At 57.7% G+C, this 15,969-nt stretch carries 12 protein-coding genes; 5 read left to right on the top strand and 7 right to left on the bottom strand.

The genetic code is table 11. From position 1 onward, the window contains the following. Window positions 1-5 precede the first annotated feature (5 nt). A complete protein-coding gene (locus AC3WR3_RS19920; RefSeq protein WP_492293146.1) occupies window positions 6-1,556 on the top strand; it encodes an EAL domain-containing protein in 1,551 nt (516 codons plus the stop codon). A 129-nt stretch (window positions 1,557-1,685) separates the two neighbouring features. Here the strand turns inward: AC3WR3_RS19920 and AC3WR3_RS19915 are convergent, their stop codons facing one another. Together AC3WR3_RS19915 and AC3WR3_RS19910 are read right to left on the bottom strand one after the other, a co-directional pair. After that, window positions 1,686-2,867, bottom strand: coding sequence for an aminotransferase-like domain-containing protein (locus tag AC3WR3_RS19915; protein ID WP_492293144.1), 1,182 nt, complete (start codon window positions 2,865-2,867; stop codon window positions 1,686-1,688). Between the two features lie 245 nt (window positions 2,868-3,112). Continuing rightward, window positions 3,113-4,180: a M28 family metallopeptidase gene (locus AC3WR3_RS19910; RefSeq protein WP_492293142.1), complete on the bottom strand. Its 1,068-nt coding sequence runs from the start codon at window positions 4,178-4,180 to the stop codon at window positions 3,113-3,115. A gap of 277 nt (window positions 4,181-4,457) precedes the next feature. On the opposite strand from AC3WR3_RS19910, the gene trmB reads away from it, so the two are divergent. From trmB to AC3WR3_RS19890, 4 genes are all read left to right on the top strand, one after another. Further along, complete coding sequence (trmB, locus tag AC3WR3_RS19905) at window positions 4,458-5,171, top strand: tRNA (guanosine(46)-N7)-methyltransferase TrmB (RefSeq protein ID WP_139436010.1); 714 nt, start codon at window positions 4,458-4,460, stop codon at window positions 5,169-5,171. A 42-nt stretch (window positions 5,172-5,213) separates the two neighbouring features. Beyond that, on the top strand, window positions 5,214-5,546 hold the full coding sequence (locus tag AC3WR3_RS19900; protein WP_492293139.1) for a YggL family protein: 333 nt from the start codon (window positions 5,214-5,216) through the stop codon (window positions 5,544-5,546). Window positions 5,547-5,643: 97 nt separating this feature from the next. After that, window positions 5,644-6,564, top strand: coding sequence for a glutaminase B (glsB, locus tag AC3WR3_RS19895; RefSeq protein ID WP_202046621.1), 921 nt, complete (start codon window positions 5,644-5,646; stop codon window positions 6,562-6,564). A gap of 38 nt (window positions 6,565-6,602) precedes the next feature. Beyond that, window positions 6,603-7,886 carry a rhodanese-like domain-containing protein gene (locus AC3WR3_RS19890; RefSeq protein WP_429110566.1) on the top strand — a complete coding sequence of 428 codons (1,284 nt, stop codon included), beginning with the start codon at window positions 6,603-6,605 and terminating at the stop codon, window positions 7,884-7,886. Between the two features lie 82 nt (window positions 7,887-7,968). On the opposite strand, the gene AC3WR3_RS19885 is transcribed toward AC3WR3_RS19890, so the two are convergent. The 5 genes from AC3WR3_RS19885 to AC3WR3_RS19865 all read right to left on the bottom strand — a co-directional run bounded on the left by AC3WR3_RS19885 (window position 7,969) and on the right by AC3WR3_RS19865 (window position 15,499). Then, a complete protein-coding gene (locus AC3WR3_RS19885) occupies window positions 7,969-10,056 on the bottom strand; it encodes a YjbH domain-containing protein (RefSeq protein WP_492293137.1) in 2,088 nt (695 codons plus the stop codon). Beyond that, the gene (locus tag AC3WR3_RS19880; protein WP_492293135.1) at window positions 10,056-10,805 is read right to left on the bottom strand and encodes a capsule biosynthesis GfcC D2 domain-containing protein; all 750 of its coding nucleotides are present in this window, start codon (window positions 10,803-10,805) and stop codon (window positions 10,056-10,058) included. The genes AC3WR3_RS19885 and AC3WR3_RS19880 overlap by 1 nt, the downstream gene beginning before the upstream one ends. Continuing rightward, a complete protein-coding gene (locus AC3WR3_RS19875; RefSeq protein ID WP_492293134.1) occupies window positions 10,802-11,446 on the bottom strand; it encodes a YjbF family lipoprotein in 645 nt (214 codons plus the stop codon). The genes AC3WR3_RS19880 and AC3WR3_RS19875 overlap by 4 nt, the downstream gene beginning before the upstream one ends. Window positions 11,447-11,872: 426 nt before the next feature. After that, window positions 11,873-12,832: a Wzz/FepE/Etk N-terminal domain-containing protein gene (locus AC3WR3_RS19870; protein WP_492293132.1), complete on the bottom strand. Its 960-nt coding sequence runs from the start codon at window positions 12,830-12,832 to the stop codon at window positions 11,873-11,875. 48 nt (window positions 12,833-12,880) lie between these two features. Then, window positions 12,881-15,499, bottom strand: coding sequence for an SLBB domain-containing protein (locus AC3WR3_RS19865; RefSeq protein WP_492293130.1), 2,619 nt, complete (start codon window positions 15,497-15,499; stop codon window positions 12,881-12,883). Window positions 15,500-15,969: the final 470 nt, after the last annotated feature.

Here is a 15,969-nt window from a genome sequence, read left to right as displayed (position 1 = left end):
CGGTTATGCCATTTCGTCGTTTAAGGGTGCGTCAATTCTATGTCCGGCTGGCCTGTGCCCTGCTGGCGGGTCTGCTGCCCATGGTGCTGGGGCTCGCCGTCATCACCTGGCAGACCGCTGCCGGAGTGCAGCAGGATGCGGTGGAGCGGCTGCAACATGCCAGGCTGATGTTCGACCGCACCCTGGACAACGCCCAGCTGGCGGCATCGGCCCTTGCCGGCAGTCTGAACAAGCCCTGCCTCGAGGTGGTTCAGGGGCTGCGGGATCAGGTGGCGACGGTGCCGGATGTGCGCAGCGTCAACCTGGCAGAGGGCTCGACCATCTACTGCACCTCCCTCTATGGCCCGGTCAGCGGGGAGATCCAGCTGGGCGACTACGTGGGTGGCAAGCTGGATCTCATGAAGGGCAACCCCGTCACTCCGAATCGCCCCCTCATCGTCTACCGGGAGGAGATGGGCAGGTTCAGCGTGCTGGTGGGGATAGACGGCTACTACCTGCTCAACATTCTGGACATGCTGAGCCGCAACTCCCCCCTCGGGCTGGTGGTCGGCCAGGAGATGCTGCTGCGGGACAGCCAGCTCACCGACCGCCTCATCCCGTCGGACAGTCCGGGCTACCTGGAGGAGGCCTCCGGCAAGTATCCGTTCAAGGTGGTGACCAGGGTATCGGTCGATGAATACAGGGCTCACATCTGGGACTACTCCAAGGTCGGCATCATAGTCTATCCCCTGCTGAGCGTGCTGTTCGGGGTGGGGATCTTCTGGCTGATGGGGCGATCGACCTCCCCGACCCAGGAGCTGAAGCGGGCGCTGGATCAGCAGGAGTTCATCCCCTATCTGCAGCCCGTGGTGACGGGGAAGGATGCACACTGGAGTGGCTGCGAGGTGCTGATGCGCTGGCAGCATCCCCGTCAGGGGATGATCTCGCCGGATCGCTTCATTCCGCTGGCGGAAGACAGCGGCCTCATAGTCCCCATGACCCGGCTGCTGATGGCCCAGGTGCGGGAGACCTTTGCCCCCCTGGCGGATCAGTTGCCCGGGGGATTCCACTTCGGTTTCAACATCAGCGCCAGCCACTGCAAGGATCTGAGCCTGCTGGACGATTGCCGGGACTTCATCGACGCCTTCCGCAACAACCCCATCAAGCTGGTGCTGGAGCTGACCGAGCGGGAGCTCATCGTCGCGGACGAGACGACAGACCGGCTGTTTGCCGAACTGCATCAGCTCGGCGTCTTCATCGCCATCGACGACTTCGGTACCGGCCACTCCAGCCTGACCTATCTGCAGGCCTTCCAGGTGGACTTCCTCAAGATCGACAAGAGCTTCGTCGGCATGATTGGCTCGGATGCCCTCTCCAGCCACATCGTCGAGAACGTCATCGATCTGGCGACCCGGCTCGGTCTGCTGCTGGTGGCGGAAGGGGTGGAGAACCAGGTGCAGGCCGATTACCTAAGGGAGCGCCAGGTGGATTTCCAGCAGGGCTACTTCTATGGCAGGCCCATGCCGATGACGGCCTTTGCCAGTCTGCTGCCCACCCAGCAGCCCCCGTCAGCCTGAGGGGCAACGCCAAGGGGCTCGGTGCCCATGGCTTGCCCGCCCGCTGTTCGCCTGCTGACAAGGGCTGAGAGCGAGGCATAAAAAAAACCAGCGACCCGGGTCGCTGGTTTTTTTTCATCCCCAGAGGGCTCAGAGCATGCGGGACAGGGCGCGGCAGAGGCGCTTGATGCCCTCTTCCGTGGTGGCCTCATCCACACAGGAGAAGCTCAGGCGCAGGGTGTTCTGGATCTCGGGGCGCACATAGAAGGGGGCGCCGGGCACGAAGGCGACCTTCTCCTTGATCGCCTCGTCGAACAGGGCCATGGCGCTGATGCTGGGCGGCAGGGTCAGCCAGAGGAACATGCCCCCCTCGGGGCGGGTGTAGCTGACGCCGGGCGGGCAGTGACGGCTCAGGGCGGCCTCCATGGCGGCGCGCTGGCGGCCATAGACCTCCTTGATCTTCTCCAGGTGAGCGTCGAGGGAGTGATCGGTCAGGAAGCGGTACAGCACCTGCTGGCTGAAGGCGTTGCTGTGCAGATCCGTGGCCTGCTTGGCGATGGTGACCTTCTTGCGCAGCCAGTCCGGCACCAGCATCCAGCCCAGACGGAAGGCGGGCACCACCGTCTTGGAGAAGGAGCCGAGCAGTACGGTATTGTTCGGCGCCAGCTTGGCGATAGGAGGCAGGTGCTCCCCCTCGAAGCGCAGCTCGCCGTAAGGGTCGTCCTCCACCATCAGCAGATCGTGGCGCACCAGCCGCTCGGCCAGGGCCTCGCGGTTGGCACGGCTATAGGAGACCCCGCTCGGGTTCTGGAAGTTCGGTACGCCGTACAGCAGCCTGGCGCTGGAACCCTGCTCCAGCAGCGCATCCAGCGCGGCCAGATCCAGTCCCTCTTCCCCGAGCGTGATGGGCCTGAAATTCGGTTGATAGACGGAGAACGCCTGGATGGCACCCAGGTAGCCCGGCTCTTCGATGATGAGATCCTGCCCCTCGTCCACCAGTACCTTGCCCAGCAGATCCAGCGCCTGCTGGGAGCCGCTGGTGATCAGGATGTTGTCCGGGTTGACCTCCATGCCGTGGCGGCTCTGGTAGCGATCGGCGATGTACTGGCGCAGCGGGGCGAACCCTTCGGTGGTGGCGTATTGCAGCGCCGCGGCGCCCTGCTCGCGCAGCACGTCCTGGCAGGCTTGCTCGATGGCCTTGACCGGGAACAGGTGGGGATTGGGCAGGCCGCCGGCGAAGGAGATGATCTCCGGATTGGCGGCGACTTTCAGGATTTCACGGATAAAGGAAGGCTCGACCTTCTCGAAGCGCTGGGCAAAAAACGGCTGCATAGGGTTCTCTCTGACTAGGTGGCGGTCGCTCCATTCAACCGCCAGGTTATCCGTTTGTATCAGATTTCAGAAATGAGGCAATGGCTGTCACAAAAATCCATAAAAAAGGGCAGGTTTGGCACCTGCCCGAATTTTATCGTCTCTACCCTGGCCGGGGGCGCCAAAACCCCTGCCAGGCGTTCATCTACCCTGAGCCTGGAGCCCGGGCTCTTTCAGCTTGAAGAGGCAGTTCATCGGCTCGGTACTCAGAGCCCGGGAGCTTTCAGGAAGCTGATCATCAGATCCGTGTTGGCACCGAGTTGCTGCTGGACCCGGCCCGGGAACAGTTCGGCCATCTTGTCGAGGCGGTCGTGCTCCGTGTGCCAGATCTTGCCCCACTGGGTCTCGCTGTCCCGATCGCAGGCGCTCTTGCCGGCCTCGTCGTAGCAGTCCCACAGCGCCGGGTTGGTGCTCTGGGAGTAGCCGTCATAGCCATCCTCCCCGTTGATGGTGAAGTTGGTGGCCTCCACATAGGCGATGGGCACCCCCAGGCAGGCAAAAGGCGCATGATCCGACCAGCTGCCGGTCTCCCCTTCCGGGTAGCCGTCGTAGCTGGGGTGAATGGCGAACGGGGTGGCGCTCTGCTTGGAGATCGCCAGCAGGCGATCGCGCACCTTGGGATCGAAGCTGTAGCGGCCCGGCTCGGCGCAGTTGTACTCGGCCACGTCGGAGTGGGCGGAGTGGACGTAGACGATGTCGCCCCCGGCGATGGTGTCGTAGTTCACCATGGCCAGCAGCTTGGCGACGGCGTCGTTGTCCAGGCTGGCGGCATAGGCCTTGGAGCCGTTGAGGCCGTTCTCCTCCGCCCCGAAGAAGGCGAAGCGCACCGTGTAGGGCAGGGTTTGATCCTTGAGCGCTTCGGCGACTGCCAGCAGGGCCGCGACACCGGCGCCGTTGTCGGTGGCACCTTCAGACCCCTTCTTCTCGCCTGTGCTGTCGTAGTGGGCACCGATGAGGATCACCTTGTCACTCTGGCCCTTGAGCTCGGCGACCAGGTTCTGGGAGTGCTTCTCGGTGCCGCTTCGGGTGTAGCTGAAGGGCTGGTTCTGCACCTCGTAGCCCCAACCGGTCAGGTGGTCCTGGATCCAGGCGGCGGCGCGGGTCTCGGCCTCGGTGCCCGTGGGTCTGGCACCTATGCCTTCGGCACTCGAGCTCAGCTGCACCAGGTATTCATAGGCCTGGGTGGCAGGGGCGGGGGGCTGGGAGTCATTGTCCGAGGGGTTGCACCCGGCCAGCAGGGCCGAGATGGCGAGGGTCAAAAGGGCTTTTTTCATACTGCAATCCTTTGTTGTGTATGGTTTTATTTTTCCGCGTCAGGATGCACCTGACGCCCCGCAGATTCTGTGAAGGGGGTGGCATTTGTCAACCGCAGTGGCGGAATTGGTCAGTCAGGGGGGATTTGTTTTGCGAAACACTTGCGCCTTGGGCCTATCTTGGGATAATTCGCTCCCCTGTTTTTGCCGATTGATGAAATAACGAACCACCCAGGTCGGCCTAAACCCGGATTGACCCCGGTTCTGTTACCCGGATTGATGAAATAACGAGACAAATATGCCTGTGACCCAAGATGTATTTAACGAAGACGGCAAGTTCATGCGCAAGATCCGCAGCTTCGTCCGTCGCGAAGGCCGCCTGACCAAAGGGCAGGAGAAGGCCCTGGAAGAGCTCTGGCCGGTCATGGGCATCGATTTTGCACCACAACCCCTGGACATGGTGGCGCTGTTTGGCCGCGAGGCCCCTGTGGTGCTGGAAATCGGCTTCGGCATGGGCGCCTCCCTGGTGGAGATGGCCAGGAATGCCCCCGAGAAGAACTTCATCGGCATCGAGGTGCACTCCCCGGGCGTGGGGGCCTGCCTCGGCACCGCCCAGGAAGCGGGCGTCACCAACCTGCGCGTGATCTGTCACGATGCGGTAGAGGTGCTGGAGCACATGATCCCGAACGGTTCACTCTCCTGCCTGCAACTCTTCTTCCCGGATCCCTGGCACAAGAGCCGCCACCACAAGCGCCGCATCGTACAGCCGGCCTTCGCCCAGGACATCCGCCAGAAGCTCGCCATCGGTGGCGTTTTCCACATGGCCACCGACTGGGAAAACTACGCCGAGCACATGCTGGAAGTGATGAGCGCCGCCGAGGGGTACGAGAACACCTCCGCCACCGGCAACTGGGTGCCCCGTCCCGACTGGCGCCCGCTGACCAAATTCGAGCAACGTGGCCATCGTCTGGGCCACGGGGTCTGGGATCTGATTTTCAAGCGTGTCAGCTGAGCTGGCACGTCAACTCCGTATCCACTAACTTGAGGAGCTATCATGGCCAATCGTAGCCGCCGTCTGCGCAAGAAACTGCGCGTCGATGAATTCCAGGAAATGGGTTTCGACGTCAGTTTCAACTTCCCGGTCGGCACTGCCGAAGAGACCATCGATGCGGTAGTCGATGCGATGATCGATGAGGTTGTTGAACCCCGTAAGCTGGCCTTCGCCGGTTCAGGCCACCTGGCCTGGGAAGGGATGATCTGCACCCAGCAACTGGGCAAGTGCACCGAAGAGGACCGCGCCGCCGTCAAATCCTGGCTGGAAGGCAAGGGGATGGAGGCCGTGGTGGTCACCGAGCTGTTCGATCTCTGGTACGGTGAGCCGGCCTGATATCAGACTGCCTCTCGGGCAGATAGAAAATCCCGCCGCCGGCGGGATTTTTGTCGGTGAGCCTCGCCTCACCTCGTCTCATCTCATGGAATCGTCGATGGTGTTGTCATCCGAATTACTGGCCAGCATCCTGGAAGAGGTGCGCCCGCTGCTCGGGCAGGGCAAGGTGGCCGATTACATTCCCGCGCTGGCGCAGGTGCCGGCGGACAGGCTCGGGATCGCCGTCTGCACCGTGGAGGGGGAGCTGTTCACCGCCGGTGACGCCTGCGAGCCCTTCTCCATCCAGAGCATCTCCAAGGCCCTGAGCCTGACCCTGGCGCTCACCCTCTATCAGGAGGAGGAGATCTGGGCCCGGGTGGGCAAGGAGCCCTCAGGCCAGCCGTTCAACTCCCTGGTGCAGCTGGAGTTCGAGCACGGCATTCCTCGCAACCCCTTCATCAATGCCGGCGCCCTGGTGGTGAGCGATCTGCTGGAGACCCGGCTCACGGCCCCGCGCCAACGGACCCTGGAGCTGGTGCGTCGCCTCTGCGGCAATCCGGCCATCATGGCGGACCAGGTTGTGGCCCGCTCCGAATATCAGCACGCCGCCCGCAACGCCGCCATCGCCTACCTGATGAAGGCCTATGGCAACTTCGAGAACGAGGTGGACAAGGTGTTGCAGAGCTACTTCAATGCCTGCGCCATCCGCATGAGCTGCGTCGATCTGGCCCGGGCATTCATCTACCTGGCCAACCGCGGCGTGCCGCTCGGCGAGAGTTCGCCGCTGCTGCCTGCCCGCACCACCAAGCAGGTCAATGCCCTGCTCGCCACCTGCGGCCTCTATGACGAGGCGGGCGACTTCGCCTACCGGGTCGGTATGCCGGGCAAGTCCGGGGTGGGTGGCGGTATCATGGCGCTGATCCCCGGCGAGCTGGTGGTCTGCGTCTGGTCCCCCGAACTCAACAAGGCGGGCAACTCCCTGGCGGGCACGGCGGCGCTGGAGCTGCTGGCCGAGCGCCTCGGCCGCTCCATTTTTTAACTTTGTTCACTATGCATCGAGACAACATCATGAAACGAATGACTGGACTGTGGCGCAGCGGCCTGGCCGCCCTGCTGCTCTGGTGTGCCTGGCCCGCCCTGGCCGCCGAACTGCCCCCTCTCTCCCTGGCCGATGCCAAGGCGAAGCAGGCTGTGATCCTGGATACCCGCCCCAGCTACTTCTACCAGGGCTGGCCCATGGCGGGCGAAAAGCAGGGGGGCCACGTGGCCGGCGCCGAGAACCTTTCCGCCGAGTGGAAATACAGTGACGAAGAGTGGCCCAAGGCGCTCGCGAGCAAGGGGCTGAAGGCCGATCTGCCGGTCGCCCTCTACGGCGCCCCGCGGGAAGTGGCCGAGGTGGCCCGTCTGCTGCGCCAGCAGGGCATCAAGCAGCTGTTCGAGCTGCAGGGCTGGCAGAGCGCGCCGCGCGAGCACCTGGCCCGCTGGCAGCAGCTGGTCTACCCGCTCTGGCTCGCCGATCTGCAGGCTGGCAAGCCGGTGGCGGCAGCCCCCAAGGGGGACTGGAAGCTGTTCGAGGTCGACTGGGGCTCGCCCAAGGCTTACTTGCTGAGCCATATCCCGGGGGCCGGTTACATCGACACCAACCGCCTGGAAGAGGAGCCGCTGTGGAACAAGGTCTCTGACGAAGCCCTCAAGCAGCTGCTGCTGGAGAACGGCATCCGCCACGACACCACCGTCATCCTCTATGGTCGCAACACCATGGCGGCGGCCCGTGCCGCTCACCTGATGATGTATGCCGGGGTGGAAGACGTGCGCCTGCTGGACGGCGGCCTGGATGCCTGGTTCGTGCAGCACCTGCGCACCGAAACCGGCCTGGCCAACAAGTTTGAGCCGGTGAAGGAGTTTGGTGTGGCCATTCCGGCCCATCCCGAGTACTACACCAGCCTGGATCAGGCCAAGGCGCTGCTCAAGCAGCCCGATAGTGCTCTGGTCAGCGTACGCACCTGGGACGAGTTTGTCGGCAACACCTCCGGCTACAGCTACATCAAGCCCAAGGGCGACATCCCCGGGGCCAAGTGGGGTCACGGCGGCGTGGATGCCAACAGCATGAGCGACTTCCACAACCCGGACGGCACCATGAAACCGGCCCGCGAGATCCTCGCCATGTGGGATCAGTGGAACATAGAGCCGACCCAGCAGGCCGCCTTCTACTGCGGCACCGGCTGGCGCGCCTCCGAGGCCTTCTTCTACGCCTGGCTGATGGACTGGAAGCGGATCAGCGTCTACGACGGCGGCTGGTACGAGTGGAGCTCAGACCCCAAGAACCCCACTGTCACCGGTGAGCGCAAGCCCAAGGGCTGATCGCAGAGACCCATGTGCCAGAAACAAAAAAGCACCTTCATGGAAGGTGCTTTTTTTATCTGCGACGGGCAGTCACTTCATGTCAGAAGGAGGCGACGCTGCTCTGGCTGTAGAGCCCGTACTTTCTGGCCAGCATCTGGCCGCCGTCCCGAGTCAGGGGGACCCAGCTGATGGTGCCGCTGTCTATGGTGGACTTGAACATCATCAGATCGAACGGGATTGTGATGTAGAGCCCCTTGGTAAAGCTTCCCTCGCCATACTCTTCTGCCGACACATTGGTGAAGGTGGCAAAGAAACCGGCGCTGATCCCCGAATCAAACTGCTTGGCGAAGTTGACGGTGGCGCCATAGTCCCCCGCCAGGTAGCGACCCACCGAGATCTGGGCCGTCACCTTGTCCAGAAACTCAGGCTGCCAGTAGGTGGTGACATGGCCGGTCGCCACCTGATAGTCGGCCAGTTGGAGAGTGTTTTCCCAGTCCCGCTGCCTCACCAGGTTGATGTCTGCCCCTATGGCCCAGGTTTGGTTGAAGGGGCGATACAAGGTTTCACCACCGACCCCGGCGTACATCATCTCCAGATAGCCGCCATAGGCCTGGGCGTACCAGGCATCATCATATTTATCCATATGGGTGAGCTGAAGGTTATTCAGGAGCACATCCGAGGAGGTGACATATTCCCGGATCCAGGTTCTGACCCGGGGCAGGGCCTCGCCGTCGGGTGGGGGGGCCGTGTAATTGAACTTGTCGTAGTTGTTGAACAGATTGAAGAAGATGGTGCTGCTCAGCCAGTTGCGTTCGGTCATGTACCAGTCGGTATTGGCATTCAACCCGACCTGATACATGTAAAAACTCTCTGAGCCTCCGATGGACTGGTTCAGTTTGGGCACAATCTTGAAGCTCCATGAGTGGGGTTCCGCCTCATGGCGCAGTTTCCCTGCTACCTGGGTCGGCGCCTGACGGCTGACTTCGATCTCCTGTGTCTGGCCGAGAGGAAGGTCGCTGTTGGCGCGGCGTACGGAGTCCAGATCGACGCGGGTCTCCTGCAGTGGCATTCCTTGCTTCTGCTCGATGATCCGCAACTGCTTCACCGACGCAGGGACCTCATTGACGGCGAGCATGGTGGCCCTGTGCTCGCCTTGAGCCTGCTCCCGGAAGCGGGTCTGCTCACCCACCAGGGTAAGGGTATCGTCATCACCGTAGAGGGAGACCTCTTGCCAGCCTGCATTGGCGGCAAGCTGAGAGGACAAGTCCTGCCAGTCCACTTCATTCAGAGAGGCAGTTTCGCTGACCTGATAGGCCGGAACCGGGGGGTCCATGAGTTTGGGCAGCGACAAGGAGGGATCGTTGAAATTGGTATGCAGTGTCACCCCCCACATCAGCGTATTGCCGCGCTGATAGCTGAGGTGCATGTCGAGAGCATCATAGGGCTGGTAGACTATGCCCACATTGATGGGGGTGCTTTGTGTTATGACGCCCGCCGACTCGTGACTGTAGTCATTGCCATCGTATTCAAGCTTCAACCTCAATGGTTGCCAGGGCGTCTGGTACTCGATCCCGCCAAAGAGTGCGGCAGGTCCATGGAACAGGCTGCCAAATTCAAATTTGCCACCACTGCCAGAGAAACTGTCGTCGCGCTGGCACCAGGCCTCACGGGCTTCACAGAAGGGGTTCTTGATATTGCCGCTCTGCCCCATATTTCCCCATGCCATCCCGAGGGTGAAATCCAGGTTCTTGTAGCGTTTGCTGGCGACTATGTACTCGCTGTCAAAGAGTCCGGTCCCCATGACATCGCGAAGTCCGACAGAGACATGAGGTCGCCAGGTGGATTCATTCCAGAGTCTGGCTTTGACATCCAGCCCCTTGTCTTTATAGGTTTGATCGCCACTGAAGCTCTCATCATTGCTATACAGGCGGGTGCGAATGTCGGTGTATCTCAGGGTGGCTTCCAGCCAGTCGAATGGCTGCATGGAGATAGACCAGCGTCGATATTCCTGGTTATCCATGTAGTTGAATGAGAACTCACCTTCTGGGGCCATGCGTGCCGTCGGCATCTGGAGCAGACCTACGCCACCAAAGTCACTCTGGGTGGGGAGGGTTGGCGAGAAGCTGTCCGTGTTGGCAAAAGCGATGGGGGAGGCAAGCAGCGAGAGAGTGGCGATTCTGGTCAGCATTACTCGGGTATCCGATTAGCAATCATGTCGGCAATACGGAGATTGATGTTTTTGAATTCGTCGGGCAGCAGATCCGGATCGAAGCCGGCAAACAGTGTAGCCCCTGGCATGGGTTCGATATGGTATTCATTCCAGACGGCCACGGGTGATAACTGGACGCTGCCATCTGGCTGAATGAGATAGACCTCGCCCGGGTTGGCTCCGGCCAACAAGCTATGGCCTTGCCAATATTCAGCCAAACCTTTTCCATATTCATGAGGCAATGACTTGCGGCTATTGATTAGCCCCATCAAATATAAACGGGACGGCCGAGGAGAAACATAGAGTGAGTAATTTCCGGCCAAACGAGGGTTGTTGCCTGGTTCAATTCTGCTGAGATCGGGATCCAGCTTTATGTCAATCCGGCCTGCCACGTCGAGCTGATCCAGTTCTCGCAGCAGTTGCTGGGTGGCCTGAACCAACCCCCCTTGATGCACTCTCATCCAGACAATCTGGAGTGCTTTCAAATCGCTGAGCAGCTGATCTTTGGCCTGTTGTACCGACGCCTCTTCGGTGGGAGATGAGATGATGGCAGCAGGCCAATAAATGTCATCGGGCAAACCGGGGGCATTCAACAGCTGTTCAAGACGCTGGCTATCCGAAAGGGAGATGGTGGCACCATTGACATTACCGAAGACTACTTTAGTAATGCTGTCAGCGTGAAGCAAGGGCACATAGCCTATCAATAACGAGAGTATTATTTTTTTCATGATGCGTAAGGCTTGGTAAAGACCATCTCTATGGTGCTGTTGTCAGGGCCTAACTTTTGAATTGTTTTTCTGACCAAGCCAGATTTTTTGTCCAACCAGTAATAATTCTTCCATGTTTGACCATCTTTTATCGACTGCACTGTTTCCTCATAGAGGGAGGTCACAATGATGGCGCCGTTGATATCCAGGTCTTCATCCGCCAGCTGTCGGAATAGACTGTGCATGCTTCTCCCGCTGCGGCGATTTTTTTCCCATTCAGCGCTGTAACTGAACCGCACACCCGAAGTGATGGAAGATTGGGATAATGGATCTGTCATCGAGTCTGCAAAGTAATCAAGATCATTATCCAGCTTCAGTGTTCTGGTTATACGACCATGTTTGGTTACAATCATGCCTCTGTCGCTGCTGACCCATGACAGTCGATTATTCTCTGCAAATGCAAGAACGACAAATATTCTGGGCCTGTCATCGACTGTTACAAATGCACTGGCATAAGGTAGATTATTGATTGCTTCTGGGGTGATGGTTATTTCTTCATTCCCGGAAAAAAGAAATTTAAGTTGCTGATAGCTATCAACGTTGTTGTCTGCACAGCCAAACAACAACATTGATAGCACTATGAAAATGCGCTTAGTTAGCATGCAAGCATCACTGAATAGATAGACATGAAAATAAAGACTGCCCTGAGGCAGTCTTTAAATCTTAATATCAACGAGCTGTGCTGGTCACAGTCGAGGTGGAGCTGTTGCTGTTGCCGTCGTCATTGCTGGCAACGGCGACGGCAACACCAATGGCAGCAGCAGCGGCTACGCCAACGGCCAGAGCACCTGCGGTGATGCCACCGACAGCAGCGCCAGCAGCACCGGCACCGGCAGCAGCGCCACCGGTACTAGCACCAGCGCCTGCAGCTACTGTTTCTGCAGCCATGGTCGGGGCGGACAGCGCCAGCAGGGCAGTCATAATCAAAACACTCTTCTTCATATATTTCCCTTATAAAATCAGAATAGTCGACGATCGTTCTATTCTATTATGATGGCAAGCCATCGTTTTTGATCAGTTTGCATCCATTATCTTTTATCATGACGGAATGCAAACCGAACCAAAACTATCATCACTCCCAACATGCCGCCCAACAGTGCACCCAAGACAACAATCAGTGCCCGTTTTGGTTTTATTTTTTCTTCGGCTATGACGGCAGGATCAAGGACCTTAAAAACGTATTCCTGATTGACTTCGGCGAGCATCAAGGTCTTGGTCTGCTCTTCGATCAGTTGATAAAAAACCTTCTGCATATCGGCGACGGAGGTTTTGGATAACTGCTCGGTCAGATAGGAAATATTGCGCTTTGCCTCATCTTGATCCCGTTGTTTCATGGTGTGGTTGAGATCATTGATCAGCCAGTCCACCCACTGTTTGGCCAGTTGCGGTGAATAAAAGTCGATGGTGACAGTCAATAACTCAGTTTTGGGATCGCTGTTGAGGGTGACTAGATTCTTGAAAGCCTTGATCAGTTCCCAGTCGCTGGGTATGGGTGACTTGCCCGGAGGCACCTCACGCACCCACTTCTGCGTATCAACATCGTAGATTGAGGGGTCGATGATCAAGTCACCGGTGGCTTTATCCATGCCGGTGGCGGCGATCAGAGGGACAGCCAGCTGGTGCCGGCGGATGAAATCCCCAAGAAACAGCCGTGATTTGCCCACTTCAATGGCTATCGAGGCCTTATCCCCGCCTTTGTTGCCAAGATCGACGCCAGCCAGGCTGGCCAGCCCGCCGAAGCGGGAGGCCAGCGCGGAGAGCCCGCCACCTTGCTGCTCAAGGGAGGGGGTCAGCAAGGCCTCGGCACGATAGATATTGGGGCTTAAGAGTGCGAAGGCGACGGCGAGGCAAGTGGCAATGACGGTGGTGGAAAAGATCCACCACTTGCCATGCCACAATGCAATCACCAGTTCCCGCAGGTCAATTTCATCACTCACCGGAGACATATCTCTCGGTAAGGAAATGACATTCACTTTTTGTGCTTCCATTATGATGTAATGAGTCCTATGGAATATAAAATGATGCGTTCAATGGCATTATTTGATTGCGGACCAGGCTACGCCCAACTGATACATGATCTGTGTGGCGGAAGACATGATGCTCAGGTTATCCAGATAATCAGAGTCCACCGGCACTATGATGGTGTCACCAGGTTCAAGATTTTTTCGTCCACCAAACCAGCTATCATTGGGTAACATCACACTGCCATTGGCCTTTATCACATAGACGCGATCGGTATCGGCTTGCTTCTTGGTACCACCGGCGAGACTGATGTACTCATTGATGCTGGTGTTCTCTTTATAGATATGTGAAGAGGGGAATTGCACCATGCCTGCGATGGAGACCACATTCTGCATGGTCGGGATATATAATTTATCGCCATCCTCCAGCAATATATCTGATTGCTTTTCTCCGGAGAGCAAGGCTGGCATATCTATGGTCATCCGCCCAATGGCCTTGCTGTTCTCCAGTTGATTCACAACCGTCATGGCTTCGGCAGGAGAGCTGCTGTAGTTGGCAATGGTGCTCTGCCTGCGCAGCGTCATGGTCGATATCTCTTGGCGAAGTTCATCCCGCAGCATCACCAATCGCTCCTCTTCCTGCTGGCGCAGGGCTTTACGTGCAAATATTGCACCGTTGGGATTGGCGTAGGCAGTAATGCCACCCACCCGCTCGATCAGATCGTGCAGGCTTTCTCCGCGACGCACGGTGTAAGTGCCGGGGAATTTCACTTCACCGAAGACCTGGACGGTTGCCTCTTCCCGCCACTGGGGATGGGGCAGAACGTTGATATTGTCTTTGGATTGCAGGAGGGGCGAACTGTACGGGCTATTGGCTGTGTCCAGAGAGTATCGCTCATTCTGGACCAGGATGCTGTCACCACGCTCATTGACGCGGGATAGTTCGACAATGTTGGCCTGCTCATTGAACCCGCCGGCGGCGAGAATGGCATCGGACATGCGACTGCTCTCGGTCAGTGGGTAGAGGCCCGGGTATTTCACTTCCCCCCTGACTTCCATTATTTTGACCGGCTGGCCCTGAGTCGACTGCGCTTTCAAGCGCTCGATGACTGGCGCCAACAAGGCTTGTCTGGAGTCAGCCACAACGGCATCTGTTGCCGTTTTATCGGAAAGTGAGGAGAGCTTGACCTGACTATCGGTATTCAATTCATCACTTTTGACATTGGCGCCGGTGGATGCATCTGTGCGCATCATGGCTGCGTTGCTCAATTCTTGCGACTTGGTTCCGAGATCTTTTACTTTTGTATTAGTCGCCGCAGTCTCTCTGAGGCGGTCAGTAGCATCGTTGCGGAACACCAGCACCTGATCCCTGGCCTGAAGCAGGACATCATCCTTGCCGCCGGGGTGTTGCAGGGCATTGCCCAAATTGAATTGAATCACGCTGATATTACGCTGGGAGTCAATCTCTCTGACCACCAGAGCGTAACTCAAATCGGTAGCCGAAATGAGGTCTCGCTCAACACTCTGCAATATAGTGCTGACTCGAGTACCGGGAGAGAAGCTGTAGACGCCGTCACGAACGACTGCACCTTTGACCACAATGGCCTGGCTATATTCGGTGCTGCTCGGTTTGACCGATATCTTGTCCCCGTCCCGAATACTGAAAAGGCGATCATGGGCGTTGGCCAGTGTCAGGTTGAATACCCTGAGACCGCTATCGGAGTGGCGCTCTACGGAGACTTCTTGCAACGCGGCGGCTTTGACGCCGCCAGCCAGTGCGAGTACATCCGCCAGCGGCGCCGAATTTCTCAGCTCGTAAATGGCGGGGCGCTTGACCAGCCCGTTGATGGCGACCTCACTGCCCTTGGCAGGAACAAACACTGTATCTCCGGCCTGTAAACGGATGTCTTGGCTGGTATCACCCCAGACAAGCATCTTGTAGAGATCCACATCTATGACGTTTTGCCCTGCGCGTTTCACCTGGATTTTTCGCAAGGAGCCGACTGTGTCTATGCCACCAGCGGCCTGCAATACCTGAGTCACGGTCGCCATGCCACTGACATTGTAAGCGCCCGGGCGGTAGGCGTCTCCCATGACAAACACCTGCATGGAACGCATTGAACCAAAGCTGATGAAGGAATTTACACCTATCATCTGCTCCTTGATCCTGGATTCAAGGTCACTTCTGAATTGCTGGAAGGTTAAGCCACTGGCGGAGATAGGGCCGAGACTGGGAAAATCAATAAAACCTTCCCGGCCGACACTCAAATCATAAACCGCATTTTCTTTGCCGTAGAGTTGAACATGAATTTCATCTCCAGGGCCAATAACATAGTCATCCGCAACAGGCATGTCGGTAATAGGAGCATCCAGGATGGGCTCACCGGCAAATACATTATACCCAAATGGTTGCAAATCCCCTGGCTGTGCCACTCCGGCAACGAGGGGGCGCTGGGATACCTGGCTATAATCCAGTTCACGTGGTGCGGCAACAGGAGCCGATGGTGTGACAGGGGTAATAGCACTGGCACTATTTAGCTGTTCAGTGGATATACCATACTGCTTTGCCAGAGCCTGTTGTTCTGCCGGTGGCAGACGCTTGAATTGCTCCATCATCTGCGGGCTTATCTGCGGTGCAGCGAATATATTCAAACTAATCGCAGCTAAAATCCATGACGCTGTTATAACTTTCATTTTACGTAAAGCCTTGCAATGTGTTTGTTTTGACTGCTACAAGTGATCGACATAAATTAAATCATGCTCACTCATAAATTTAAGTGGATGATCTTTTTATGTGATATTTCCTGTAAAAGGATTGGGCTTTCTCATTGCAATATCTGTGTATGAATTCTTATGTTTTATTGTTGGCAGTTAATTTAACTGCTCACTGACTCGTGTACTGTGCAATCAGTACGGGTTGTGACCACCATATATTGGCGACATAAGGGCATCACACAAGCAGCATCAAATTGCTGCTCTGTCACAGTATTGTGAATTGACTCAATGAGGGGCTCATCGTGGTGTCCATCTGGACTGGAGGTAAAACAGACATAGCTACCGCATCCGAATGACATATCGGCATGAAATGTAATTTTTTTGTTATGGATCTTGATCGCCAGACAGAAGGTGTCGCATCCGATGGGGCGAAAAAGATGAGTTATTGA

The sequence above is a fragment of the Aeromonas sp. EU05-FHT14A05 genome (genome assembly GCF_058791175.1).
The sequence above is the reverse complement of the archived record's forward strand: the minus strand, read 5'-3'. Positions and strand labels throughout refer to the sequence as shown.

Excerpts from the sequence above, each read along its gene's own strand:
- AC3WR3_RS19920 (WP_492293146.1), top strand. The coding sequence starts at position 6 with ATGCCATTTCGTCGTTTAAGGGTGCGTCAATTCTATGTCCGGCTGGCC.
- AC3WR3_RS19915 (WP_492293144.1), bottom strand. The coding sequence starts at position 2,867 with ATGCAGCCGTTTTTTGCCCAGCGCTTCGAGAAGGTCGAGCCTTCCTTT.
- AC3WR3_RS19910 (WP_492293142.1), bottom strand. The coding sequence starts at position 4,180 with ATGAAAAAAGCCCTTTTGACCCTCGCCATCTCGGCCCTGCTGGCCGGG.
- trmB (WP_139436010.1), top strand. The coding sequence starts at position 4,458 with ATGCCTGTGACCCAAGATGTATTTAACGAAGACGGCAAGTTCATGCGC.
- AC3WR3_RS19900 (WP_492293139.1), top strand. The coding sequence starts at position 5,214 with ATGGCCAATCGTAGCCGCCGTCTGCGCAAGAAACTGCGCGTCGATGAA.
- glsB (WP_202046621.1), top strand. The coding sequence starts at position 5,644 with ATGGTGTTGTCATCCGAATTACTGGCCAGCATCCTGGAAGAGGTGCGC.
- AC3WR3_RS19890 (WP_429110566.1), top strand. The coding sequence starts at position 6,603 with ATGACTGGACTGTGGCGCAGCGGCCTGGCCGCCCTGCTGCTCTGGTGT.
- AC3WR3_RS19885 (WP_492293137.1), bottom strand. The coding sequence starts at position 10,056 with ATGCTGACCAGAATCGCCACTCTCTCGCTGCTTGCCTCCCCCATCGCT.
- AC3WR3_RS19880 (WP_492293135.1), bottom strand. The coding sequence starts at position 10,805 with ATGAAAAAAATAATACTCTCGTTATTGATAGGCTATGTGCCCTTGCTT.
- AC3WR3_RS19875 (WP_492293134.1), bottom strand. The coding sequence starts at position 11,446 with ATGCTAACTAAGCGCATTTTCATAGTGCTATCAATGTTGTTGTTTGGC.
- AC3WR3_RS19870 (WP_492293132.1), bottom strand. The coding sequence starts at position 12,832 with ATGGAAGCACAAAAAGTGAATGTCATTTCCTTACCGAGAGATATGTCT.
- AC3WR3_RS19865 (WP_492293130.1), bottom strand. The coding sequence starts at position 15,499 with ATGAAAGTTATAACAGCGTCATGGATTTTAGCTGCGATTAGTTTGAAT.